Below are 21474 nucleotides of genomic sequence, written 5' to 3'. Positions count from 1 at the left end.
ATCATCCTACGGAGAGAGAAAATCAACTATTTTTATAAACTAGCATATATGTCACTAGCTTTTAATATTCTCTTGTTTTTATCCAGTTTTTTAGTTTGATAGCGAAGCAAAATGATTAAGTGGATGGGAATTTCTATTTCAAAAGTGCTTCTTTTTGTATTTCTGAGAAAGTTCGCATAAAATAGAGAAGAGACGTTGTGAAGGAGGAATATCATATGTCAGAAGAAATGAACTTAAACACGCAAGAGTTTAAAGAAGGAGATCTGGTTAAAGCGACGGTTGCACAAGTAGATGAGAAATCAATAATTGTATCAATTGAAGGTGCACCTTTCGATGGTATAGTTCCAATTAGCGAGCTTTCTAGCCTGCATATTGAAAAAGCATCCGACTCCGTTTCCATCGGCGATGAACTTGAACTCATGATTACTAAGGTAGAAGAATCTAACTACGTTCTTTCCAAACGAAAAGTCGATGCTGAAAAAGCATGGGAAACGTTAGAAAAACAGTTTCAATCTGGGGAAGTTATTGAAACAGAAGTTAAAGAGGTTGTTAAAGGCGGACTAGTTGTAGATTTGGGTGTCCGTGGATTCATACCTGCTTCTTTAATAGAAGATTATTTTGTAGAATCATTTGAAGATTATAAAGGGCGAGTTTTGACTTTTAAAATCGTTGAATTAGAAAAAGACAAAAACCGATTAATTCTTTCTCATAAAGCAGTAGTTGAGGATGAAAAATCAGTAAATAAAAACAAAACGTTAGATAACATTAAACCTGGGGACATTGTTCCAGGTACAGTCCAAAGACTAGCTTCTTTTGGTGCTTTTGTAGATATTGGAGGCGTGGATGGACTTGTTCATATTTCTCAAGTATCCCACGAGCACTTAGATAACATATCTGATGTGTTAAAAGAGGGACAAGAAGTTAAGGTAAAAGTATTGTCTATAGATCGAGATGCAGAAAGAATTTCTTTATCTATTAAAGATACGTTACCTGGACCATGGTCTGATCTGGAAGACAAGGCTACAAAAGGATCTGTTCTAACTGGGAAAGTTAGACGACTAGTATCTTACGGTGCCTTTGTTGAAGTTTTCCCTGGGGTTGAAGGCTTAGTTCACATATCTCAAATTGCTCATCAGCATATCGGGACTCCTCAGGAAGTACTGAAAGAAGGTCAAGAGGTAGAGGTAAAAGTTTTAGATGTAAACAGTAAAGAAAAACGTTTATCTCTAAGTATTAAAGAGCTAGTGAAGAACGAAGATGAGTTCAATTTAGCTGATTATCAAATGCCTGAAGAATCCAAAGGTTTTTCTATTAGCGATGTTCTAGGCGATCGTTTAAAAGACTTTACTAACAAATAATAATAGCTAATTTCGTCATAATCTTAACTTATTCAAGCAGGTGACTTCAATAAAGTCGCCTGCTTTTATTGTTTTGTTGTATAATACAGTTTAGACGAAGTTTGGAAGGATGTAATATTAATGACAAAACCAGTAGTAGCAATTGTTGGTAGACCTAATGTAGGTAAATCGACTATATTTAATCGAATTGTAGGAGAACGTGTATCCATTGTGGAAGATATCCCAGGTGTAACGCGTGATCGTATATATAGCTCAGCAGATTGGCTTACACATGAATTCAACATCATTGATACAGGTGGAATTGAATTGAGCGACGAGCCATTTCTAGAGCAAATCAAACAACAGGCTGAAATCGCTATGGATGAGGCAGATGTAATCATCTTCCTAACAAATGGTCGTGAGGGTGTGACAGCAGCAGATGAATACGTTGCTAAAATACTTTATAAAACAAAGAAGCCGGTTGTATTGGCGGTCAATAAAATTGATAATCCAGATATGCGCGAAATGATTTTCGACTTTTATGCCCTAGGATTAGGCGAACCATACCCTATTTCAGGTTCACATGGTCTAGGTCTAGGAGATTTGCTCGATGAAGTCGCTAAAAACTTCCCAGATATGGATGAACAGGAATACGGTGAAGAGGTTATTAAGTTTTCTCTTATCGGACGTCCAAATGTAGGGAAATCATCTTTAATCAATGCATTCTTAGGGCACGAGCGAGTCATCGTAAGTGAAATTGCGGGAACTACAAGAGATGCTATCGATACAGAGTACTCATTCGATGATCAAGATTATGTAATGATTGATACTGCTGGTATGCGTAAAAAGGGTAAAGTGTATGAGACAACTGAAAAGTATTCTGTACTTCGTGCATTAAAGGCAATTGAACGCTCAGACGTTGTTTTAGTTGTTCTAAATGCAGAAGAAGGCATTCAAGAGCAGGATAAGAAAATCGCTGGTTACGCTCATGAAGGCGGTAAAGCAGTTATTATTGTGATGAATAAATGGGATGCCATTGAAAAAAATGATAAGACGATGAGTGAAATGACTAAAAAGATTCGTGAGCATTTCCAATTTTTAGATTATGCACCAATCGTATTTGTATCAGCAAAAACAAAACAACGTGTAAATTCTTTATTCCCAGTTATCAATCAAGTAAGTGAAAACCATGCAATGCGCGTTACATCTTCCGTTCTAAACGAGGTAGTAGAAGATGCAGTAGCAAGAAACCCTGCTCCAACAGATAAAGGGAAAAGATTGCGTATTTACTATGCTACTCAAGTGGCCATTAAACCGCCTACTTTTGTTGTATTTGTTAATGAACCGGAATTAATGCACTTCTCTTATGAGAGATTTTTAGAAAATCGCATTCGTGAATCATTCGATTTTGAAGGCACGCCTATAAGAATTATTACTCGTGCTAGAACATAATTAGCAAAGGGGGCTTAAAGATGACAAATGTAACCGTTCTTGGAGCAGGTAGTTGGGGAACAGCTTTAGCGATGGTTCTTGCGCATAATTCTCATGATTGCCTTCTCTGGTCACACAGAGAAACTCAAACCGAGGAAATAAACCAGAATCATACCAATAAAAAATACTTGCCGGATACGATACTGCCTGAAAATCTTAAAGCTACAAGCGATTTAACTCAAGCAATAGAGCATGCATCTATTATTGTTTTAGCAGTACCTACAAAGGCAATTAGAGAAGTTTGTCAGGATATTGTAAAGCTGATGGAAAACAAAAAGCTTTTAGTGCATGTTTCGAAAGGAATCGAACCTGATTCCTTAAAGCGAATATCAGAGATGATTGCTGAGGAAGTTCCTGAATCTATGGTAGAGGGTATTATAGTATTATCTGGCCCTAGCCACGCCGAGGAAGTAGTTTTACAGCATCCAACTACGATTACGGTGGCTAGTGATAATATGATGGCTGCAGAAAAAGTACAAGATCTATTTATGAATAATTACTTCCGTGTCTATACTAATGATGATGTCATTGGAGTAGAAATAGGGGCTGCCTTAAAAAATGTCATCGCATTGGCCGCTGGTATTGTAGATGGGCTTGGTTATGGTGATAATGCTAAAGCTGCACTTATAACTAGAGGTTTAGCTGAAATCTCAAGACTTGGTATAAGTCTAGGTGCCAAGCCGTACACTTTCTCTGGTCTGACAGGAATGGGTGATTTAATAGCAACGTGTACAAGTGTACATTCCCGTAACTGGAGAGCCGGTAACCTACTCGGTAAAGGCTCTAGCTTAGATGAGGTGCTAGAAGAAGTAGGTATGATAGTGGAAGGCGTTAGGACGACAAAAGCAGCGTTTCAGCTTGCACAGAAGCAATCTATTGATATGCCTATTACCGCTGCATTACATTCTGTTCTGTTTGAGCAGGTACATCCAAAACAAGCAGTTGATTCCCTAATGCATCGTACAAAGAAGAATGAACTGGAAGATTATAAGACGTTTTAAAAATTGTCATAAAAAAGAGTTGTATAAAAAAGCAACTCTTTTTTCATGTGATATACTATTTTCATGAAAGGTGGGGGAACAGTTGCTATTAGTCTCTTCAATGGACAAAATGTGGATATCCTTTGGTTCTATGGGATGCATGTTTATGGCCATGTTACTTATGTTTTTTGTAAAAACAAAAATCCAAAACAGATTCATAAAGTTTATATTTGGTCTGGTTGCATACATATTGCTTTTCATTGGTTTTATCACAATGGTTTATATCATTTTCAATCCAACAAAAGCCTAGTAAGGAGATTCGAATGAAAAAACTATTACTAACTGCTATTTCTATAACAACACTCGTCTTAGGTGGTTGTGGTTTTAAAGGCGGCTATGAGCCAGAAAACCTATTACCTTATGAAGATCAGCTTAATTCCGTACAGACTGCAGTTGAAAGCTTCCAAGAAGCCTCAGGTGGCTTGCTGCCTATCAAAACACGTGAGCAAGAAACAGATCAATATATAAAATATCCGATAGATTTTAAGAAAATTGTTCCGAACTATCTTGGGAAAGCTCCTGCTAACTCGTATGAAACAGGTGGGATTTATCAATATGTCTTAATGGACGTAGAGGAAAACCCAACTGTAAAGTTGGTAGACTTACGAATTGCAGATACTTTGCGAGATATTAACTATCGCAAAGGGATAAACGGCTATGGTCCTATCGCTGAGACGATTGTAGAAGGTGTTTATAAGCTAGATTTTAAAAAGATGGGTTATAAAGACGAAATTACCGTTCAAAGCCCTTATTCAGACACTCTGCTTCCTCTAGTAGCGACGGGCGATGGAAAAGTATATGTGGACTATTCTATTGAGCTTTATCGTTTGCTTCAAGAGACAGAGGTTGACGTCAAGCCAGGTGATGATATTCGTTTTTTAATAACGGATAACTTTGCGATCGTCCCTGCGTATTCATTGCCTTATACGGTTGATGAAAATAACGAACCTATTTTTATGATAAACAAATAACTTATAAGAAACGTTTCATGCTCTATGCATGAAACGTTTTTTTCGTGCATATATTAAATTGCGAAGAAAGGAGAATACCGATGTCTAGCAAACTGTATGAACAAATAGCAGAAAGAACAAATGGTGATGTGTACCTTGGTGTAGTAGGTCCAGTTAGGGTAGGTAAATCTACGTTTGTAAAAAGAGTAATGGAGCTAGTTGTATTACCGAATATTGTTGACGAATCAGAAAGATTAAGAGCACAAGACGAACTTCCACAAAGCTCTCCTGGAAACGTCATTATGACAGCAGAACCTAAATTTGTTCCTGCTCATGGTACGAATGTATACTTGGGTGACGAGCAGCTTCGATTACAAATTAGATTAGTAGATTGCGTAGGGTACATGATTGATGGCATTAAAACCCATTCTGGAGAAGAAGGGCAGAAGCTGGTCCATACTCCTTGGCATACGGAAGCAATTCCGTTTGAGGAAGCTGCAAGAATTGGAACTGATAAGGTTATTCGGGATCATTCTACTATTGGCATTGTGATTACAACGGATGGTTCTGTCAATAATATTCCTAGGGTAGCAGCAGAAAAAGCAGAAGATGAAATTATAGGTCAGTTAAAGGAAATTGGAAAGCCATTTGTTATTGTCGTTAACAGCAAAACGCCAGGTCATTTAGAAACTCTTCATTTGTGCGAAGAACTTCAAAAAACTCATGAAGTACCTGTAATTCCGGTTGCTGTGGATAGAATGACAGCAGAGGAAATTCAGTACATACTACAACAGGCGCTATATGAATTTCCGATAACGGACATTGAATTGATGAAGCCTGATTGGACAGATGTACTTGAGCCAGATCATTTTGTTAACAATCAAATTACTACTTCCTTACAAGAATGGCTGCAAATTGTCTCCAAAATGAGAGACGTGAAGGAGCTTGCAGAAAAATTTAAGGAAGTCCCATTTATCAAGTCTGCAGAGGTTATAGAGGCAGATCCTGGTAGAGGGTCTGCTTGTATTCAAATAGATTTAAAACCTGAAGTATTTCAAGAGGTTTGTGATGAATGGCTTGATGAGCCAATTACTTCTAAAAAAGACTGGTTATTGTTTGTTAAGGAAGCGTCTACAGCTAAAAAGACATATCATCGGTTTGCGGATGCGCTAGAAGCAGCAAATACGACAGGATATGGTGTGTCACTTCCATCCATTCAGGATTTCCAACCTACTGCACCAGAAATTATTAAACAAAATAATTTCTTTGGAGTCAGCTTAAAAGCTAAGGCTTCTTCGCTTCATATCATTCGAGTGGATATGGAAGCAGAATTTGCTCCGCTTTTAGGGTCAGAATTCCACAGTCAGCAGCTTTTAAAAGACTTAAAGCATGGATTCTTACATGATAGAGATGCACTTTGGTCAACGCAGGTTTTTGGAACGTCTCTGTTAGAGGTTATGAAGGAAAGTATACGGTATAAAACGGAAAGTGTAAGTCAGGTTGCTAAGAAAAGAATGCGCCAAACAATTGAAAGAATGGTAAATGAGGGAGACCGTGGAATGGTTACCTTTATTCTATAAAATACGGATTTGGACTTTTTGTGCCTATGCAAAAAGTCCTTTTCTTTGTTTTTTTTACGTTCTTTTTAAGGAAAGTTGCCTAAACACGGATAAATAGTGTTGCGAAGGCATTTCTGTTGTGATACTCTTTTTACAGGATTGATGCTTATCTTCCTTTGAGAGGAGGTGAATAGTATGAATAAAACAGAATTAGTGAACTCTGTTGCAGAGGCTGCAGAATTATCGAAAAAAGACGCAACTAAAGCAGTTGAGGCTGTATTTGAATCAATTCAAACTGCTCTTGCAGATGGTGAAAAAGTTCAATTGATCGGTTTTGGTAACTTTGAGGTTCGTGAACGTGCTGCACGTAAAGGACGTAATCCACAAACAGGTAAAGAAATCGATATCGCTGCTAGCAAGGTGCCTGCTTTCAAACCAGGTAAAGCACTTAAAGATGCTGTAAAATAATGGTGTCGTAGTACATAGAACGGTTACTGTGAAGCTTGCTTCATAGTAGCCGTTCTTTTCAATTTATTATATAATAAAAATTTGTTGCCTGAAGTGAAATTAATTTCCTATATTCATTTCATATGCTAAGATACATACGACATATTATGCAGTTTTTTCTGGGGGGTCAGCAGATGACGAAGGTCGATCTGAAAAAAATAGAAAATGCAGTAACAATGATTTTAGAAGCGGTAGGAGAAGATCCTAATCGAGAAGGGTTATTGGATACTCCAAAAAGAGTTTCTAAAATGTATGCTGAGATGTTTGAAGGACTACACCAAGATCCAAAAGAACATTTCAAGACAGTTTTTCATGAAGAGCATGAGGAATTAGTTTTAGTAAAAGATATACCTTTTTTCTCCATGTGCGAACATCACCTTGTTCCTTTTTACGGTAAGGCACATGTTGCATACATACCTAGAGATGGCGTTGTAACCGGCCTAAGTAAACTCGCTAGAGCCGTGGAAGTTACAGCAAGAAAGCCACAGCTTCAAGAAAGAATCACTTCCACGATTGCTAATGATATTATGGAAATGATTAACCCTCATGGAGTCTATGTCGTGATAGAGGCAGAGCATATGTGCATGACCATGCGCGGGATTAAAAAGCCTGGTGCCAAGACCGTTACTTCTGTAGCAAGAGGTATCTATGAAACAGACGATATAAAGCGCTCAGAGGTTTTATCATTTATCCAAATGAAATAACTCCTTTTGAGGTTCGATGAGAATATGGTATGATGAATTTAGATTATGAACAAAGGAGACTATTGTAATGTCTAGTTCAGATTTTATCGTTATAAAGGCAGAGGAAGACGGAGTACAAGTGATCGGTTTAACCCGAGGTACGGATACAAAATTCCATCATTCTGAAAAGCTTGATACAGGTGAAGTGATGATTGCTCAATTTACAGAGCATACATCTGCTATGAAGATAAGAGGCAAAGCTTCCATTCATACAGACAACGGTATTATTAAAAGTGAATCTAAGAAATAAATAATTTAAAAGGCCAATAATCGCGAGTTAAATTATATATGTCGTGACAGACTAATGCTAACTGCGATTGGGAAATGGAGTAAAGTGTATGAATGAATCTTTGATAAAACATCATTTAGAAAAATACAAAAGAGATATTCTCATGCAAATACAACATAATACTCTGTTAAAATATGCAGGAATGCCTGTTATCGACGAAGAACGTTTGTTCTTTACGCTTTTACCCATGCTAAATGGAGAACAGTGGGATGACTCAAATAATCAAGCGACCATTGCTGTCTCATTGATTTTTGCAGCTCTTGCAGCTCACGATTTAGTCAAGGAGCAAAATGCGACCACCAAAGAGCAACAATTACAAGTATTGGCGGGAGATTATTACAGTGGAAAATATTATCAGCTGCTGGCGAAGGGAAAGCAGCTAGAGCTGATTCAAATTTTTTCTGCTGGAGTCTCATCTATCACAGAGCACAAAACAAAATTTTATGACCACCTAGCTTATCCTTTCGAAGACCTTATTCAGTCTATACAGCTGATAGAAAGTAAGCCAATCGAGCAATTCATGGAATACTTTTCGTATCATGAATATATCTTTATCATGAAGGAAGCATTACTCCTTATAGCCTTAAGAAGAGAGTTACATGCCTTTGAAAACAGGGAAGAAACATTCTATATCCGAAATTCCTTCCTGTTGCAGACAAAGATCGATTTGCTTCGTGAGGAAATAGAAACGGTAGAAAATAATTTGGTGCGGGAAGTGCGATACTCCACTATATTAAAAGAAAACGTAAAGCATGCTATTTTAGAGCGAGTAACCGAACAAGCTATAAAGAGCAGTTGAGAGAAGGTTTAACAGATGGGAAAAACAAAAGAACAACATGTCCACGAGGTTTTTGAGAAGATTTCCACGAACTATGATTCTATGAATTCTGTCATAAGCTTTCAGCAACATAAAAGCTGGCGGGGCGACACGATGAAAGCTATGCAGGTCAAAGAAGGAAGCAGTGCATTAGACGTTTGTTGTGGCACGGCTGACTGGACGATCGCTTTAGCAAAGGCTGCTGGTCCTACTGGTACAGTTAAAGGATTAGACTTCAGTCAAAATATGTTAAATGTAGGAAAAGAAAAAGTGAAAGATATACCACAAATTGAATTGATTCATGGTAATGCAATGGAGCTGCCTTTTGAGGATAATACATTCGACTATGTAACAATTGGATTTGGCTTGCGAAATGTTCCCGACTATAAACAAGTGCTACAGGAGATGAACCGAGTAGCTAAACCGGGTGGCATGATTGTTTGTTTAGAAACCTCTCAGCCAGATTCCAAGCTCTTTAATGCAGGATTCCGCTTTTACTTTAGATACATTATGCCAGTTTTCGGAAAGCTTTTTGCTAAGAGTTATAAAGAATATTCTTGGTTACAAGAGTCCGCAAAAGAATTTCCAAATAGAGCTGAGCTAACTCAGTTATTTGAAACAGTAGGAATGGTTAACGTGAGTAGTAAACCATACAGTGGTGGTGCAGCTGCCCGACATATTGGCTATAAGAAAGATTTTTAAGTAGGGGAAGGTTTGTTTCTGTGGATAAGATGAGATTAAAAATGCTTTATTCCGATCTAAAATCGGATTTAGAAGTCATTGAAAATGAATTAGCAGCAGCTGTGAATTCTTCCTCCCACTTATTGAATGAGGCCTCGCTTCATTTGTTGCTCGCAGGGGGAAAAAGAATCCGCCCTGTATTTGTACTGCTTTCAGCTAAATTTGGCGACTATTCTATAGAGTCTATTAAGCAGGTTGCTGTTTCTGTCGAGTTGATACACATGGCTTCCTTGGTCCATGATGACGTGATTGACGATGCTGAAACTAGAAGAGGCCGAGAAACTGTTAAGTCTCAATGGAACAATCGAGTAGCTATGTATACAGGTGACTTTCTTTTCGCTAAGGCTATTGAATACATAACAGCAGTAAAAAATACATATGCTCATGAGGTTCTCTCTAATACGATGGTCGAGCTTTGTATTGGGGAGATAATACAAATTGAGGACAAGGGATTTGTTGATCAGACGGTCCGGGACTATTTAAGAAGAATTAAAAGAAAGACAGCAATCCTCATCTCAGCCAGCTGTGAACTGGGTGCAATTTCTTCAGGTGCCGATGAAAAGACTATTAAGCATCTTAAGAGATTTGGTTACTATGTAGGAATGTCTTTCCAGATTATCGATGATATCCTCGATTTCACTTCCACTGAGGAGGAGTTAGGTAAACCAGCTGGAGGAGACTTACTTCAAGGTAATATTACTTTACCAGTGATATACTCAAAAAATGATCCAGCTATCTATCCGTTATTGAAAAGGGTTTTCGATGGTGATATCGAAGAGAAAGATATGGAATTGCTGCTTAAAGAGATTCGACAATCGGAAGGTATTAAACGAGCAAAACAAGTAAGTAATATGTATTTGCAAAAGGCTTTACATGAGGTGAAACAGCTTCCGTCAAATTCTGCAAAGAAATCCTTGCAAAATGTCGCATTATTTATGAGTAAACGTAACTTTTAATTGAAATTAACTGGCTGTAATGATAGTATTTTTAACGGTGGAGAAATAAAATCCATTTTATATTTGAAGGAGTGTTCATAATGGAAAAAACATTTTTAATGGTAAAACCTGACGGCGTACAACGTAACCTAATCGGTGAAATCGTTAGTCGTTTCGAGAAAAAAGGATTCCAATTAGTTGGAGCAAAATTAATGCAAATTCCTACTGAATTAGCAGAACAACATTATGGTGAGCACAAAGAGCGTCCGTTCTTCGGAGAACTTGTAGAATTCATCACTTCTGGACCAGTTTTTGCAATGGTTTGGGAAGGGGAAAATGTTATCTCTACAGCTCGTTTAATGATGGGTGCTACTAACCCTAAAGAGTCTGCTCCAGGAACAATTCGTGGAGATTTCGCAGTAACTGTTGGTAAAAACATTATCCACGGTTCGGATTCATCTGAAAGCGCTGAACGTGAAATTGGCTTATTCTTCAAACAAGAAGAATTAGTTTCTTACGCTAAAGATGCTAACAACTGGATTAACTAATTAAAAAAACAAAGCTATTCTCTGCTAAGGAGATGGCTTAGACTGTAGATAAACTTAATTTAAGTTTATCTACAGTCTTTTTTTTAGGCTAAATTAACTCATTGGAGAATGATAGGGGTAGATTTAACAATTTACAAAAAAGGAGCTAGAAAATGCAACTTCTAGCTCCTTGTAGTTTTATTTAAAATCCCCTCTCTTTTAAATAACGGACAGCTTTAATTCAAATAATTAAATACTTCATTAAAGTAAAGACCTCTTATTTGTTAAGGAAGCTTAGTACAGGAGGGAAGAGTAACAGAATAATGGCAGTTAAAATCAGTATGATATAAATCAATTTCGGTAGTTTTTCTCCATCTTTTCCTCTATTCCTGCTATTAAATAGTAACTTACCTCTAGTAAACACCAGAAGTAGAATAAGAATAGAGACATAAGGTGTCCAACCATACTTTTCAATATCAATGTTCATCTCTTCATAGATACCACCCCAAAAAATTACCCAATTCAAACTAATGAAAAGGAGTATTACAAAAATTAGGGTTGAATTTAAAAGGCTTTTCATTGAATTCTCCTAACTAATATCTATTTTTTCATTTTTATCCTTTATTTCAAAAAGCTGATTCATTATTTTAAGTTTAGCATTTCACAACAAAAAACACTCCAAGAAAATTCACTCCTCTTATGAAAGAACTCGATTTTCCAGAGAGGTTTTTATGTTTTATAGCGTATGGATAGACATTTTTTAATATTTGTTCTCTGATAAAGCGTTTACTTCCTGCAGCAGGTTGTCTGTGCCTATAGTCCTCATGCGGTTATTCCTTAGGTGACTCACGCTTTGCTTTGGATTATTTGTAATACATATATAAAGTATATGCGTAAATGTTCACATTTCTCTGTTTTTTTGCTGTATTCGAAATGACTATATTGCGATATACTTTATAGATAGGCTGGTGGAAGGGAACGATATTATTTGCAAGATTACATAAAGTTTGTAGAGTCTATTAAAAAGAAAACTGGCATCGATTTAGCTCTGTATAAAGAAGCTCAAATGAAACGACGCCTGACATCTTTATATGAAAAGAAGGGATATAAAAATTTTGTTTCTTTCTTTGAGGCGATTGACACGGACCGAGATCTTCTAAATGAATTCCTCGACCGAATGACAATCAATGTGTCTGAGTTTTATCGAAATAGCAAGAGGTGGGAAGTATTACAACAAAAAATTTTTCCAAAGCTACTAGCTGATAACAAGAGGCTTAAAATATGGAGTGCAGCATGTTCTACAGGTGAAGAACCATATACTACAGCAATGGTATTGTCTAATCATCTACCGATTAGCCAAATTTCTATTCTAGCAACGGATATTGACGAAAATGCTATTCAAAGAGCAAAGGTAGGAATCTATCCGGAACGATCGTTAGCAGAGGTTCCCTTAGATATGAAAAATAAATATTTTGAGAAGCAAGCGCCTTTTTATAAAATTGACGACACCATTAAAAGAACTGTTTCTTTTAAAAAGCATAATCTTTTATTGGATACATACGAGAGAAATCTCGATTTAATCATTTGCCGTAACGTAATGATTTATTTTACAGAAGAAGCTAAGGATCAGATTTATCAAAACTTTAGCAAGTCGCTACGTCCTGGCGGAATCCTTTTTGTTGGAAGCACAGAACAAATTTTTAATCCTACCAAGTACGATTTTGTAACAGAGGATACGTTTTTCTACCGGAAAATGTAGAACGAATTTGATTGGTAAGTGATTTTAATTTGTCGATTTTTAATGAGGAACTGTCCGCTAAAAAACGGACAGTTTTTCTTCTATACTCTAAGTAAATATGATATAGTTGAAAACAAATACTTTAGCGAGTTGAAGGGGGAAAGCGTTATGCGTTATTTAACAGCAGGTGAATCACATGGTCCACAGCTTACTGCAATCATTGAAGGGTTACCAGCACAATTAGATATCACAAGTGAAAAGATAAATAAAGAACTAAAAAGACGTCAAGGTGGACATGGTCGAGGAAGACGCATGCAAATAGAAAAAGACACAGTAGCAATTACAGCGGGAGTGCGACATGGTAAATCATTAGGATCTCCAGTTTGTCTAGTAGTAAATAATGATGATTGGAAACATTGGACTCATATTATGGGAATAGAGCCACTAGATGAGGACATGAATCCAGATGAAATAAAAAGAAAGATAACACGACCTCGTCCAGGACATGCCGATCTCGTTGGAGGTATGAAATATGGACATCGTGACCTACGAAACGTATTGGAGCGATCCTCTGCGAGGGAAACTACGGTCCGAGTGGCTGTGGGAGCTGTTGCAAAGCAACTATTAAACGAACTAGGCATTTCTATCGTTGCTCATGTAACGAAAATAGGTGGCATTGAAGCTAACCTGAATTTAGCTGAAGGTATGACAATAGATGATATACGTGAAAAAGTGGAGAACGACCCTGTCTACTGTTTAGATTCTGAAGCGTCATTGAAAATGGTAGAAGCTATTGACCAAGCTAAAAAAGCTGGTGACACGATAGGCGGAGTGGTAGAGGTCATCATTACGGGAATGCCTGCCGGTGTGGGAAGCTACGTTCACTATGACCGTAAGCTAGACGGAAAGCTTGCAATGGCAATGCTTAGCATCAATGCATTTAAGGGTGTTGAGGTTGGCTTAGGGTTTGAAATGGCTAACTTATTTGGCAGCCAAGTGCATGACCAAATTTCTTGGAATGAAGAAGATGGTTACATTCGAGATACGAATAGGCTCGGTGGTATCGAAGGTGGTATGTCTACTGGTATGCCGATTGTAATTAGAGGGGTTATGAAGCCTATCCCAACCTTATATAAACCTTTACAAAGTGTAGATATTGATACCAAAGAACCTTTTAAAGCTAGTATTGAACGTTCCGATAGCTGTGCAGTACCCGCAGCATCTGTTGTGGCAGAAAATGTTATTGCATGGGAGATAGCTTCTGCAATATTAGATACGTTTAAAGCAGATCAAATGGAAGTACTGAAATCAGATATTCAGAAACATAGAGCGTATACAAAGGGGTTTTAAGCCATGATTATCCCAGTAAAAACGAATGCATCTAATTATGAGGTTCATTTAGGTGAGAACATTTTGGAGGATTTCTCTAAAAGAAACAAAAAGACACTCGAAAATTATGATCAGTTAATCATGATTAGTGATGAAAATGTATGGAATCTGCATGAAAGTTATGTAAGAAAAAACTTTACTGCGCCATTTAACCTGTTCCTTGTTCCATCTGGTGAGTCATGTAAAACATTTGAATCCTATTTTAATGTACAATCCTTTCTATTACAGAACGGTGCATCCCGAAATTCAGCTATATTTGCCTTAGGGGGAGGGGCTGTAGGCGATTTGACCGGATTTGTTGCGGCTACGTTTATGAGGGGAATAGACTTTTATCAAATACCAACTACTATTTTAGCTCATGATAGCTCGGTTGGTGGTAAAACCGCTATTAATCACCCTCTAGGAAAGAACATGATAGGGGCTTTCTATCAGCCACAGGAAGTTATTTATGATGTTCATTTTTTGAAATCTCTACCTCTTTCAGAAGTTAAATCGGGAATGGCTGAAGTGATTAAGCATTCCCTCATTAGCGACAGTGAGTGGGTTGAAGAATTTTTCCAAATCACTTCATTAAGCAATTTGGAAAAAGACCAATTATTACAGTGGATAAATAAAGGCATCCGTGTGAAAGCAAAAATTGTGGAAATGGATGAAAAAGAAAGCAACTTTCGCAAATATTTAAATTTTGGACATACATATGGTCACGCAGTTGAAGCTGCAATTGGGTATGGAAAGATCTCTCATGGAGAAGCTGTCATGATTGGCATGATTCCTGCTCTATTGCTTAGTGAGAAGTATGGGCAACTCCCTAAAGGCTTTGCTAAAAGGTTTTATTCATTAGCTAATAGGTTGGAATATAATTTTGAGCAGATTTTAGATTGTCCGTTTGAGCAATTGGCAGCCTACATGCAAAAAGATAAAAAAACTATAAATAAGCAATTGCATTTTGCATTGCTTGAAACTATAGGCAAGCCATTTATACAGGTAGTACCGGTAGATGCAGTAAGACTGTGTGATGAAGAATTACGACAATGGATTAGGGAGGGGAAATAAGTGATAAGAGGCATTAGAGGAGCAACAACAGTCAATGCAGATTCTAATGAAGAGGTTCTTCAGGAAACGTCCCGTCTTGCTTTAGAAATGGCGAAGGCAAACGATATTGAACCAGAGTCGATTGCTTCTGTCATTATAAGTACTACATCGGATATTACATCTGCATTTCCAGCAAGAGCAGTTCGAGAAATAAGTGGGTGGGCATACGTCCCTGTTATGTGTACGCACGAAATGAATGTTCCAGGTGCGCTTGAGAAATGTATACGGCTAATGATACACGTTAACACCGTTAAATCACAAAAGGAAATACAGCACATATATTTAAACAAGGCAGTTCAATTGAGACCAGATTTATTAAAAAGATCATAATAGAATTGGGGTAAATAGGATGAAATTTAAAAAACAAATTGCTGGATTGCAAGCATACCAACCTGGAAAAACAATGGATGAAGTGAAGAAGGCATTTAATCTAGAAACAGTTACAAAGCTAGCCTCTAATGAAAATCCATATGGTGCTTCACCAAAAGTAAAGGAATTTCTCACAAATGCTTCTATAGATTTTGCTTTATACCCAGATGGATATGCTTCTAGACTTCGTACAGCAGTTGCTAATCATTTGAATGTTTCGGAGAAGCAGTTGTTATTTGGTAATGGCTCAGATGAGAATATTTTAATTGTTTCTAGAGCTATGCTTGAGCCTGGCTTAAATACTATTATGGCAGATTTAACTTTTGGTCAATACAAACACAATGCTATAGTTGAAGGCGCTGAAACTAGAACTGTTCCATTGACTGTGGATGGAGAACATGATTTAGAGCAGATGCTAGCAGCTATCGATGAAAATACAGCTATTGTATGGATTTGTAATCCGAATAATCCTACAGGGACATTAACTCCAAGTGATAAAATTAAGGCATTTGTGGAGCAAGCCCCAAGAGACGTGTTAATCGTCTTAGATGAGGCATACACCGAATATATTACGGACCCCAACTATGAAGATTCTATTTCGTTAATAGAAAATCATCCGAATGTCTTAGTAATGCGTACTTTCTCTAAAGCGTATGGGCTAGCTAGCTTCCGCGTTGGTTATGCTGTTGGATCCGAGGAAGTAATTAGCCAGTTAGAGCCGACAAGAGAGCCATTCAACAATACAGTTATATCACAGGAAGCAGCCATTCTTGGATTGAGCGATCAGCAATTTATTGCAGAATGTAAGAAGAAAAACAACGATGGAAAGTCTCAGTTTGAAGCATATTGTAATGAGCGTAATCTTCATTTTTATCCATCTCAAACAAACTTCATCATGATGGAAGTCAAAGCAGACAGCGACGAAGTTTTTCAAGGGCTCATGCAACGTGGATATATCGTTCGCAGTGGTAATGCTTTAGGTAAACCAGGATACCTGCGTATTACAATTGGGACGAAGGAACAAAACGAGGGGCTACTTCAAAAACTTGATGAAGTGTTGACTGAGTTAGGAGTAGTTTAAATGAATAAGAACATCCTGATAATAGGGCTTGGTCTTATTGGGGGCTCTCTTGCACTTGGGTTAAAGAGGAGAGACGATTTAACAATTGTAGGCTATGATTCTAATGCCAAATCTCTTGAAACCGCGAAAAAGCTAGGGGTTATAGATGAGATTGCTTCTAATATGGAGGAAGCTGCGAAGCATGCGGATATCATTATATTCGCTACTCCAGTAAGCATCACGATAGAGCTTATGAAACTCCTTCCAGACTGGGAACTAAAAAACAATGTGATTATAACCGACACAGGCAGCACCAAAAATGAAATAATGAATGCCGCTCTAAACTTGAAGCACCATGGAATCACTTTTATCGGAGGACACCCGATGGCTGGCTCCCACAAGAGTGGAGTAGGAGCGGCACGGGCCTACTTGTTTGAGAACGCTTATTATTTGTTAACTCCCTTTGTTGATGAACCAATAGAGAACGTTAATAGATTAAAAGAGTTATTACTAGTAACGAAGGCGAAGATAATCGAGATAAGTGCACATGAGCACGATCATATGACTGCTACTGTAAGTCACTTTCCTCATTTAATTGCAGCCTCTTTAGTTCATCAATTATCGGCAGAGAATAAGAGCTATCCTTTTACGAGACAGCTCGCAGCTGGAGGATTTCGCGATATCACAAGAATTGCCTCTTCCAATCCCGTCATGTGGCGAGATATAACGATGCAAAATCGTGAAGAAATCAGTAAGCAGCTTCAGCAATGGACCGAGGAAATGCTTCGTTTAAAGCATCTAATAGATGGGGCCGATGAAACAGAAATTGAAGCTTATTTTGCTCAGGCTAAACAAGTCCGAGACGAACTCCCAGTAGCGCAAGGTGCTTTATATACAGTGTATGACCTGTATGTGGATATCCCTGACTATGCGGGGGTTATCGCCGAAGTTATTGGTTATTTAGCGAAAGAGCATATAAGCATTACAAACTTGCGCATTGTCGAAACTAGAGAAGATGTGTTTGGTATTTTGGTTATTAGTTTTCAAACAATGGAGGACCGAGCACAGGCAGTTCGATGTATTGCTGCACATACATCATTTGAGACTTATATTGCGTAGGGAGGAATTAACTATGACAGTTAAACTTTTAAACTTTGGTAAGCCTTCCTTACAAGGAAGCATTAAAATACCAGGAGATAAATCAGTCTCCCACCGTTCGATTATGTTTGGGGCTATTGCGGAAGGAACAACAACGGTAGAGGGGTTTCTACAAAGTGACGATTGCCTAAGTACGATTGATTGTTTCGGCAAGCTTGGTGTAGATATTAAGGTAGACGGTGAGCATGTGCAAATCGATAGCCAGGGGATTTCTACTTGGAAGGAACCTGATGAAATTTTATATACAGGGAATTCAGGTACAACGACTCGTCTAATGCTTGGGATTCTAGCAGGCTCTAGTATTTCTTCTGTGTTAATAGGCGACGAGTCTATTCAAAAACGACCAATGAAGCGAGTCACAGAGCCGCTCAAGCAAATGGGGGCCAAGCTAATAGGTCGAGCGAATGGACAATACACCCCTATTGCCGTAGAGGGGACAACCCTAAAAGCGATTCATTATAAAATGCCTGTAGCCAGTGCTCAAGTGAAATCTGCTATATTGCTAGCTGCTCTAAATTCAGAAGGAGAGACTGTTGTAGAAGAGCTAGAAACCACTCGAGATCATACAGAAAAGATGCTCAAGCATTTCGGAGCAGAAATTTCAGTAAAAGACAATGTAATTAGCCTTCAGGGTGGACAAAAGCTAACAGGAGCACACGTTGTAGTCCCTGGTGATATTTCTTCTGCAGCATTTTTCTTAGTTGCTGGGGCTATCGCTTTAGATAGTAAGCTTGTGCTAACTAATGTTGGGTTGAACGAAACCCGTACAGGAATTATAGATGTGCTAAAAGCAATGGGTGCCACATTAACTATTGAGACACAAAATAATGCAAGTCACGAGCCAATCGGTACGTTGACGATAGAAACTTCTAATTTAGTAGGAACTGAAATTGGCGGAGATCTCATTCCAAGGTTAATAGATGAGATACCAGTAATAGCACTTCTTGCCACACAAGCTAAAGGTAAAACAATTATTAAAAACGCGGAGGAGTTAAAGGTAAAAGAAACTAATCGTATTGATGCCGTGGTCAATGAACTGAGAAAGCTTGGAGCGAATATTAATCCAACAGAAGATGGAATGGTCATTGAGGGGCCAACTCCATTGCATGGTGGCGAACTTTCTACATACGGAGATCATCGTATTGGAATGATGGCAGCTATTGCTGCGTTAGTAACCGATGGTATAGTTTCAATTGATAATCAGGAATGTATAGCCGTTTCCTATCCAAATTTCTTTGAACACTTAGAAAATGTCATAAAATAAATAAATTTCCCATACTCTCCTGATCAAGGAGAGTCTTTTTCTTGTTCAACCTTCAAAGTTCTTGTACGATTAAATAGTAGAGAAGGAATGGTGATGTTATGGAAAAAATGATTCCCTTTATCCGAGTTATGGAGGATGGAGATATAGAAAAGCTTGATGGCATGGTAGATGCTTTCTTACTAGAGGAAAATCCTGACGAGCAGTATGGATTAGCAGACTTATTAACAGAATATGGTTTTATACAAGAGGCAATAAAAACGTTAGAGCATTTAAACTTTTTATTTCCAGAGGAAGACCAACTGAAAATAGACCTCGCACAATTATTTTTAGAATTGAATAAAGAGGACGATGCTTTGGAAATGCTAAGTAATATAGAGAAGAACAGCGAGTCCTATCCACAGGCCTTACTTACATTAGCTGATTATTATCAAATGATTGGTTTATATGAGGTTGCCGAACATAAAATAGAAGAAGCAATCGCTCTATTACCGGGAGAGCCACTTTTGCAATATGCAAAAGGAGAACTTTTATTTGAAACTGGACGGTATTTAGAGGCTGCGAGACTTATGGAAGATCTTTTAGCTTCTAAAAGTGAGCTGCAAGGAGTGGATCTTTCATTAAAAATAGCTGAAATCTATAGTGCTGGAGCAGCGTATGAAGAGGCTATCCCTTATTATACAGAGGCCCTTCAAAAGGAAGCTGCACCAGAGGTTCTTTTTCAGGCAGGATATGCATTTTTCCAAGTTAGACAGTATGAAACGGCTGCAAAACATTTAAATCATCTTTTAGAAATAGACCCAGATTTCTTCTCTGGCTATATGCTTTTAGCGGAAACATACGCTATGCTTGAAAAGAATGAGGAAGCACTGAGTGCTATTACAGATGGAATCGCTAGAGATGAATTTGAAAAAGAATATTATTTATTTGCAGGTAAAATTTCTCTAAAATTGGGTAGAGTGAAAGAAGCAGAAGGTTTTCTTCAGGAAGCAATCGCATTAGACCCTGAGTACATGGATGCTATTTACATACTTTCTTCCTTGTTCTCCCAGGAGGAAATGGATGAGGAGTTAATTGACCTCTATGAAACCTTAAAGCAAGAGCAATTTGAGATGTCTTCTATGTATCCCCTTTTAGCCTCAGCATATGAGCGGTTAGAAATGTATGAAAAAGCATACGAATTTTATAAGCTTGCATATACTGAACATAAAGAGGATGCAGCATTTTTGGAAAAGTACTTATACTTCCTTTTAGAAGATGGTAAACGTGAAGAAGCAAGAGAAATTATTTTGATATTACAAGAGCTTCAGCCAGAAAACAGTGAATGGTTTGACATGATGGAATAATGATAGGAAGGAGAGGTTATGTGACTGCTTCTGTTTCAGTTGGTGAGAAAAAAGAATTTGTCCGTTGGTTTCTGAAAAAGTATCAAATGAAGAGAAGAGAATGTGTGTGGATTTTAAATTACTTAATAAGCCACGAAACAATGTTGAACAATGTACACTTTGTGGAGGAAGCCCATTATTGTCCAAGAGCTATGATTATGTCTGTTACTACATCCTCCGGAATACCTTTTAGATTTTATAAAGGTAGTATCATGACAGCAGATGCTGAAAAATCTTTTCACGATCTTCGCTTAAACCCAGATGAAGAGATGTATATACAATTGAACTTTCAAACACTGCCCCCAAGTCCCGAGTATTTAGCAGTATTAGAAGAAAACCCGTATATGCCCAAATATCTGCATATTAGTGAAAAAGATAAGCTAATTGCAGAGGATATTTTAACCGAAAGCTTGCAATCTTTTCAGGCCGAACAACTAAAAAAACAGATTGATCAAGCAATTGATGATAATAATAAAGAAAAGTTTCTCGAACTTTCCGCACTATGGAAAAATCTACCGTATAGAGAAAAATAGGAGAGATAACATGCATTGGAACGGAAAAGATAGCACAGTTTTTCAAGCACAAAAAGAATATATTGACACAGCGATAGTCCCACTTATATTAATAGATGGTTCAGAGCATGGATTTCCATTTGCTGCCTCAGCTGCAGATTTTACTTTGTCGCTAGCAAATACAATTGAAAATCAGTTCAAAGGAAGGATCGTTTTATTTCCTTCCTTCTCTTATACAGGATCTCAGGACAAGCTATCATTATTGGAGGCTTGGAATGAAGAATTTAAAAAAGCTGGATTTAAACATATCTTTTACGTTACTTCTGACAGAGAGTGGAGTACAATGGGAGAGGAACAAAATGTCCTGTGGTTCCCATCAATACCACTTGATTCCATGGATCAAAAAATGAAATTATCCGTATTGGAGGATCAATTAAGACAATTAATCCCTCGTTTTGCGAATAAGTGGGCGAATTAGTGACAATATGTTTCATTATTTGTTCACAAAGTTCATAATTCGTAGCAGGAATTATTGACCTTCCTTTTTTATTGATATATCATTGAAATGTCCTAG

At 37.7% G+C, this 21474-nt stretch carries 24 protein-coding genes; 23 read left to right on the top strand and 1 reads right to left on the bottom strand.

Translation table 11 applies throughout. From position 1 onward, the window contains the following. Positions 1-215 precede the first annotated feature (215 nt). The 13 genes from rpsA to ndk all read left to right on the top strand — a co-directional run bounded on the left by rpsA (position 216) and on the right by ndk (position 10957). Positions 216-1358, top strand: coding sequence for a 30S ribosomal protein S1 (gene rpsA / locus MKX96_RS11630; RefSeq protein ID WP_169359586.1), 1143 nt, complete (start codon positions 216-218; stop codon positions 1356-1358). A gap of 120 nt (positions 1359-1478) precedes the next feature. Beyond that, on the top strand, positions 1479-2789 hold the full coding sequence (gene der / locus MKX96_RS11625; protein ID WP_169359585.1) for a ribosome biogenesis GTPase Der: 1311 nt from the start codon (positions 1479-1481) through the stop codon (positions 2787-2789). 20 nt (positions 2790-2809) lie between these two features. Further along, on the top strand, positions 2810-3829 hold the full coding sequence (locus MKX96_RS11620; protein ID WP_340883713.1) for an NAD(P)H-dependent glycerol-3-phosphate dehydrogenase: 1020 nt from the start codon (positions 2810-2812) through the stop codon (positions 3827-3829). Positions 3830-3929: 100 nt separating this feature from the next. After that, on the top strand, positions 3930-4118 hold the full coding sequence (locus MKX96_RS11615; protein WP_169359605.1) for a DUF2768 family protein: 189 nt from the start codon (positions 3930-3932) through the stop codon (positions 4116-4118). A gap of 13 nt (positions 4119-4131) precedes the next feature. Continuing rightward, complete coding sequence (locus tag MKX96_RS11610; RefSeq protein ID WP_169359583.1) at positions 4132-4839, top strand: hypothetical protein; 708 nt, start codon at positions 4132-4134, stop codon at positions 4837-4839. A gap of 80 nt (positions 4840-4919) precedes the next feature. Next, positions 4920-6398, top strand: a complete 1479-nt coding sequence (gene spoIVA, locus MKX96_RS11605) for a stage IV sporulation protein A (RefSeq protein ID WP_169359582.1) — start codon at positions 4920-4922, stop codon at positions 6396-6398. A gap of 174 nt (positions 6399-6572) precedes the next feature. Then, entirely contained in the window at positions 6573-6845 is a 273-nt protein-coding gene (locus MKX96_RS11600) for an HU family DNA-binding protein (RefSeq protein ID WP_169359581.1), read from the top strand. 173 nt (positions 6846-7018) lie between these two features. Beyond that, the gene (gene folE / locus MKX96_RS11595; RefSeq protein WP_169359580.1) at positions 7019-7588 is read left to right on the top strand and encodes a GTP cyclohydrolase I FolE; all 570 of its coding nucleotides are present in this window, start codon (positions 7019-7021) and stop codon (positions 7586-7588) included. Between the two features lie 67 nt (positions 7589-7655). After that, positions 7656-7877 carry a trp RNA-binding attenuation protein MtrB gene (gene mtrB / locus MKX96_RS11590; protein WP_169359579.1) on the top strand — a complete coding sequence of 74 codons (222 nt, stop codon included), beginning with the start codon at positions 7656-7658 and terminating at the stop codon, positions 7875-7877. An 88-nt stretch (positions 7878-7965) separates the two neighbouring features. Beyond that, complete coding sequence (locus tag MKX96_RS11585; RefSeq protein WP_169359578.1) at positions 7966-8715, top strand: heptaprenyl diphosphate synthase component 1; 750 nt, start codon at positions 7966-7968, stop codon at positions 8713-8715. 15 nt (positions 8716-8730) lie between these two features. Next, the gene (locus MKX96_RS11580; RefSeq protein WP_169359577.1) at positions 8731-9435 is read left to right on the top strand and encodes a demethylmenaquinone methyltransferase; all 705 of its coding nucleotides are present in this window, start codon (positions 8731-8733) and stop codon (positions 9433-9435) included. 29 nt (positions 9436-9464) lie between these two features. Beyond that, entirely contained in the window at positions 9465-10430 is a 966-nt protein-coding gene (hepT, locus tag MKX96_RS11575) for a heptaprenyl diphosphate synthase component II (protein ID WP_285841705.1), read from the top strand. Positions 10431-10510: 80 nt separating this feature from the next. Then, the gene (gene ndk / locus MKX96_RS11570; protein WP_169359576.1) at positions 10511-10957 is read left to right on the top strand and encodes a nucleoside-diphosphate kinase; all 447 of its coding nucleotides are present in this window, start codon (positions 10511-10513) and stop codon (positions 10955-10957) included. A gap of 256 nt (positions 10958-11213) precedes the next feature. Here the strand turns inward: ndk and MKX96_RS11565 are convergent, their stop codons facing one another. Then, a complete protein-coding gene (locus tag MKX96_RS11565) occupies positions 11214-11516 on the bottom strand; it encodes a hypothetical protein (protein ID WP_340883712.1) in 303 nt (100 codons plus the stop codon). A gap of 408 nt (positions 11517-11924) precedes the next feature. Between MKX96_RS11565 and MKX96_RS11560 the strand changes: the two genes are divergently transcribed. From MKX96_RS11560 to MKX96_RS11515, 10 genes are all read left to right on the top strand, one after another. Next, the gene (locus MKX96_RS11560) at positions 11925-12695 is read left to right on the top strand and encodes a CheR family methyltransferase (protein ID WP_251555924.1); all 771 of its coding nucleotides are present in this window, start codon (positions 11925-11927) and stop codon (positions 12693-12695) included. Between the two features lie 147 nt (positions 12696-12842). Then, a complete protein-coding gene (aroC, locus tag MKX96_RS11555) occupies positions 12843-14024 on the top strand; it encodes a chorismate synthase (RefSeq protein ID WP_169359573.1) in 1182 nt (393 codons plus the stop codon). A 3-nt stretch (positions 14025-14027) separates the two neighbouring features. Beyond that, positions 14028-15116 carry a 3-dehydroquinate synthase gene (aroB, locus tag MKX96_RS11550; protein WP_251555922.1) on the top strand — a complete coding sequence of 363 codons (1089 nt, stop codon included), beginning with the start codon at positions 14028-14030 and terminating at the stop codon, positions 15114-15116. Next, positions 15117-15485, top strand: a complete 369-nt coding sequence (aroH, locus tag MKX96_RS11545) for a chorismate mutase (protein WP_169359571.1) — start codon at positions 15117-15119, stop codon at positions 15483-15485. 19 nt (positions 15486-15504) lie between these two features. Beyond that, positions 15505-16605: a histidinol-phosphate transaminase gene (gene hisC / locus MKX96_RS11540; protein WP_169359570.1), complete on the top strand. Its 1101-nt coding sequence runs from the start codon at positions 15505-15507 to the stop codon at positions 16603-16605. Further along, positions 16606-17703 carry a prephenate dehydrogenase gene (locus tag MKX96_RS11535; RefSeq protein WP_169359569.1) on the top strand — a complete coding sequence of 366 codons (1098 nt, stop codon included), beginning with the start codon at positions 16606-16608 and terminating at the stop codon, positions 17701-17703. Between the two features lie 13 nt (positions 17704-17716). Beyond that, on the top strand, positions 17717-19006 hold the full coding sequence (gene aroA / locus MKX96_RS11530) for a 3-phosphoshikimate 1-carboxyvinyltransferase (protein ID WP_251555921.1): 1290 nt from the start codon (positions 17717-17719) through the stop codon (positions 19004-19006). A gap of 98 nt (positions 19007-19104) precedes the next feature. Continuing rightward, entirely contained in the window at positions 19105-20349 is a 1245-nt protein-coding gene (locus MKX96_RS11525; protein ID WP_251555917.1) for a tetratricopeptide repeat protein, read from the top strand. 20 nt (positions 20350-20369) lie between these two features. Then, positions 20370-20921: a ReoY family proteolytic degradation factor gene (locus MKX96_RS11520; protein ID WP_169359567.1), complete on the top strand. Its 552-nt coding sequence runs from the start codon at positions 20370-20372 to the stop codon at positions 20919-20921. 10 nt (positions 20922-20931) lie between these two features. Further along, complete coding sequence (locus MKX96_RS11515; protein WP_169359566.1) at positions 20932-21378, top strand: DUF2487 family protein; 447 nt, start codon at positions 20932-20934, stop codon at positions 21376-21378. The last annotated feature ends 96 nt before the right edge of the window (positions 21379-21474 follow it).

This window comes from Psychrobacillus sp. FSL W7-1493, assembly GCF_038004905.1.
Classification (GTDB): domain Bacteria; phylum Bacillota; class Bacilli; order Bacillales_A; family Planococcaceae; genus Psychrobacillus.
This window is presented reverse-complemented; position numbering and strand designations above follow the sequence as displayed.

Coding starts and splice junctions, on each gene's coding strand:
- rpsA (WP_169359586.1), top strand. CDS start 216: ATGTCAGAAGAAATGAACTTAAACACGCAAGAGTTTAAAGAAGGAGAT.
- der (WP_169359585.1), top strand. CDS start 1,479: ATGACAAAACCAGTAGTAGCAATTGTTGGTAGACCTAATGTAGGTAAA.
- MKX96_RS11620 (WP_340883713.1), top strand. CDS start 2,810: ATGACAAATGTAACCGTTCTTGGAGCAGGTAGTTGGGGAACAGCTTTA.
- MKX96_RS11615 (WP_169359605.1), top strand. CDS start 3,930: ATGGACAAAATGTGGATATCCTTTGGTTCTATGGGATGCATGTTTATG.
- MKX96_RS11610 (WP_169359583.1), top strand. CDS start 4,132: ATGAAAAAACTATTACTAACTGCTATTTCTATAACAACACTCGTCTTA.
- spoIVA (WP_169359582.1), top strand. CDS start 4,920: ATGTCTAGCAAACTGTATGAACAAATAGCAGAAAGAACAAATGGTGAT.
- MKX96_RS11600 (WP_169359581.1), top strand. CDS start 6,573: ATGAATAAAACAGAATTAGTGAACTCTGTTGCAGAGGCTGCAGAATTA.
- folE (WP_169359580.1), top strand. CDS start 7,019: ATGACGAAGGTCGATCTGAAAAAAATAGAAAATGCAGTAACAATGATT.
- mtrB (WP_169359579.1), top strand. CDS start 7,656: ATGTCTAGTTCAGATTTTATCGTTATAAAGGCAGAGGAAGACGGAGTA.
- MKX96_RS11585 (WP_169359578.1), top strand. CDS start 7,966: ATGAATGAATCTTTGATAAAACATCATTTAGAAAAATACAAAAGAGAT.
- MKX96_RS11580 (WP_169359577.1), top strand. CDS start 8,731: ATGGGAAAAACAAAAGAACAACATGTCCACGAGGTTTTTGAGAAGATT.
- hepT (WP_285841705.1), top strand. CDS start 9,465: ATGAGATTAAAAATGCTTTATTCCGATCTAAAATCGGATTTAGAAGTC.
- ndk (WP_169359576.1), top strand. CDS start 10,511: ATGGAAAAAACATTTTTAATGGTAAAACCTGACGGCGTACAACGTAAC.
- MKX96_RS11565 (WP_340883712.1), bottom strand. CDS start 11,516: ATGAAAAGCCTTTTAAATTCAACCCTAATTTTTGTAATACTCCTTTTC.
- aroC (WP_169359573.1), top strand. CDS start 12,843: ATGCGTTATTTAACAGCAGGTGAATCACATGGTCCACAGCTTACTGCA.
- aroB (WP_251555922.1), top strand. CDS start 14,028: ATGATTATCCCAGTAAAAACGAATGCATCTAATTATGAGGTTCATTTA.
- hisC (WP_169359570.1), top strand. CDS start 15,505: ATGAAATTTAAAAAACAAATTGCTGGATTGCAAGCATACCAACCTGGA.
- MKX96_RS11535 (WP_169359569.1), top strand. CDS start 16,606: ATGAATAAGAACATCCTGATAATAGGGCTTGGTCTTATTGGGGGCTCT.
- aroA (WP_251555921.1), top strand. CDS start 17,717: ATGACAGTTAAACTTTTAAACTTTGGTAAGCCTTCCTTACAAGGAAGC.
- MKX96_RS11525 (WP_251555917.1), top strand. CDS start 19,105: ATGGAAAAAATGATTCCCTTTATCCGAGTTATGGAGGATGGAGATATA.
- MKX96_RS11515 (WP_169359566.1), top strand. CDS start 20,932: ATGCATTGGAACGGAAAAGATAGCACAGTTTTTCAAGCACAAAAAGAA.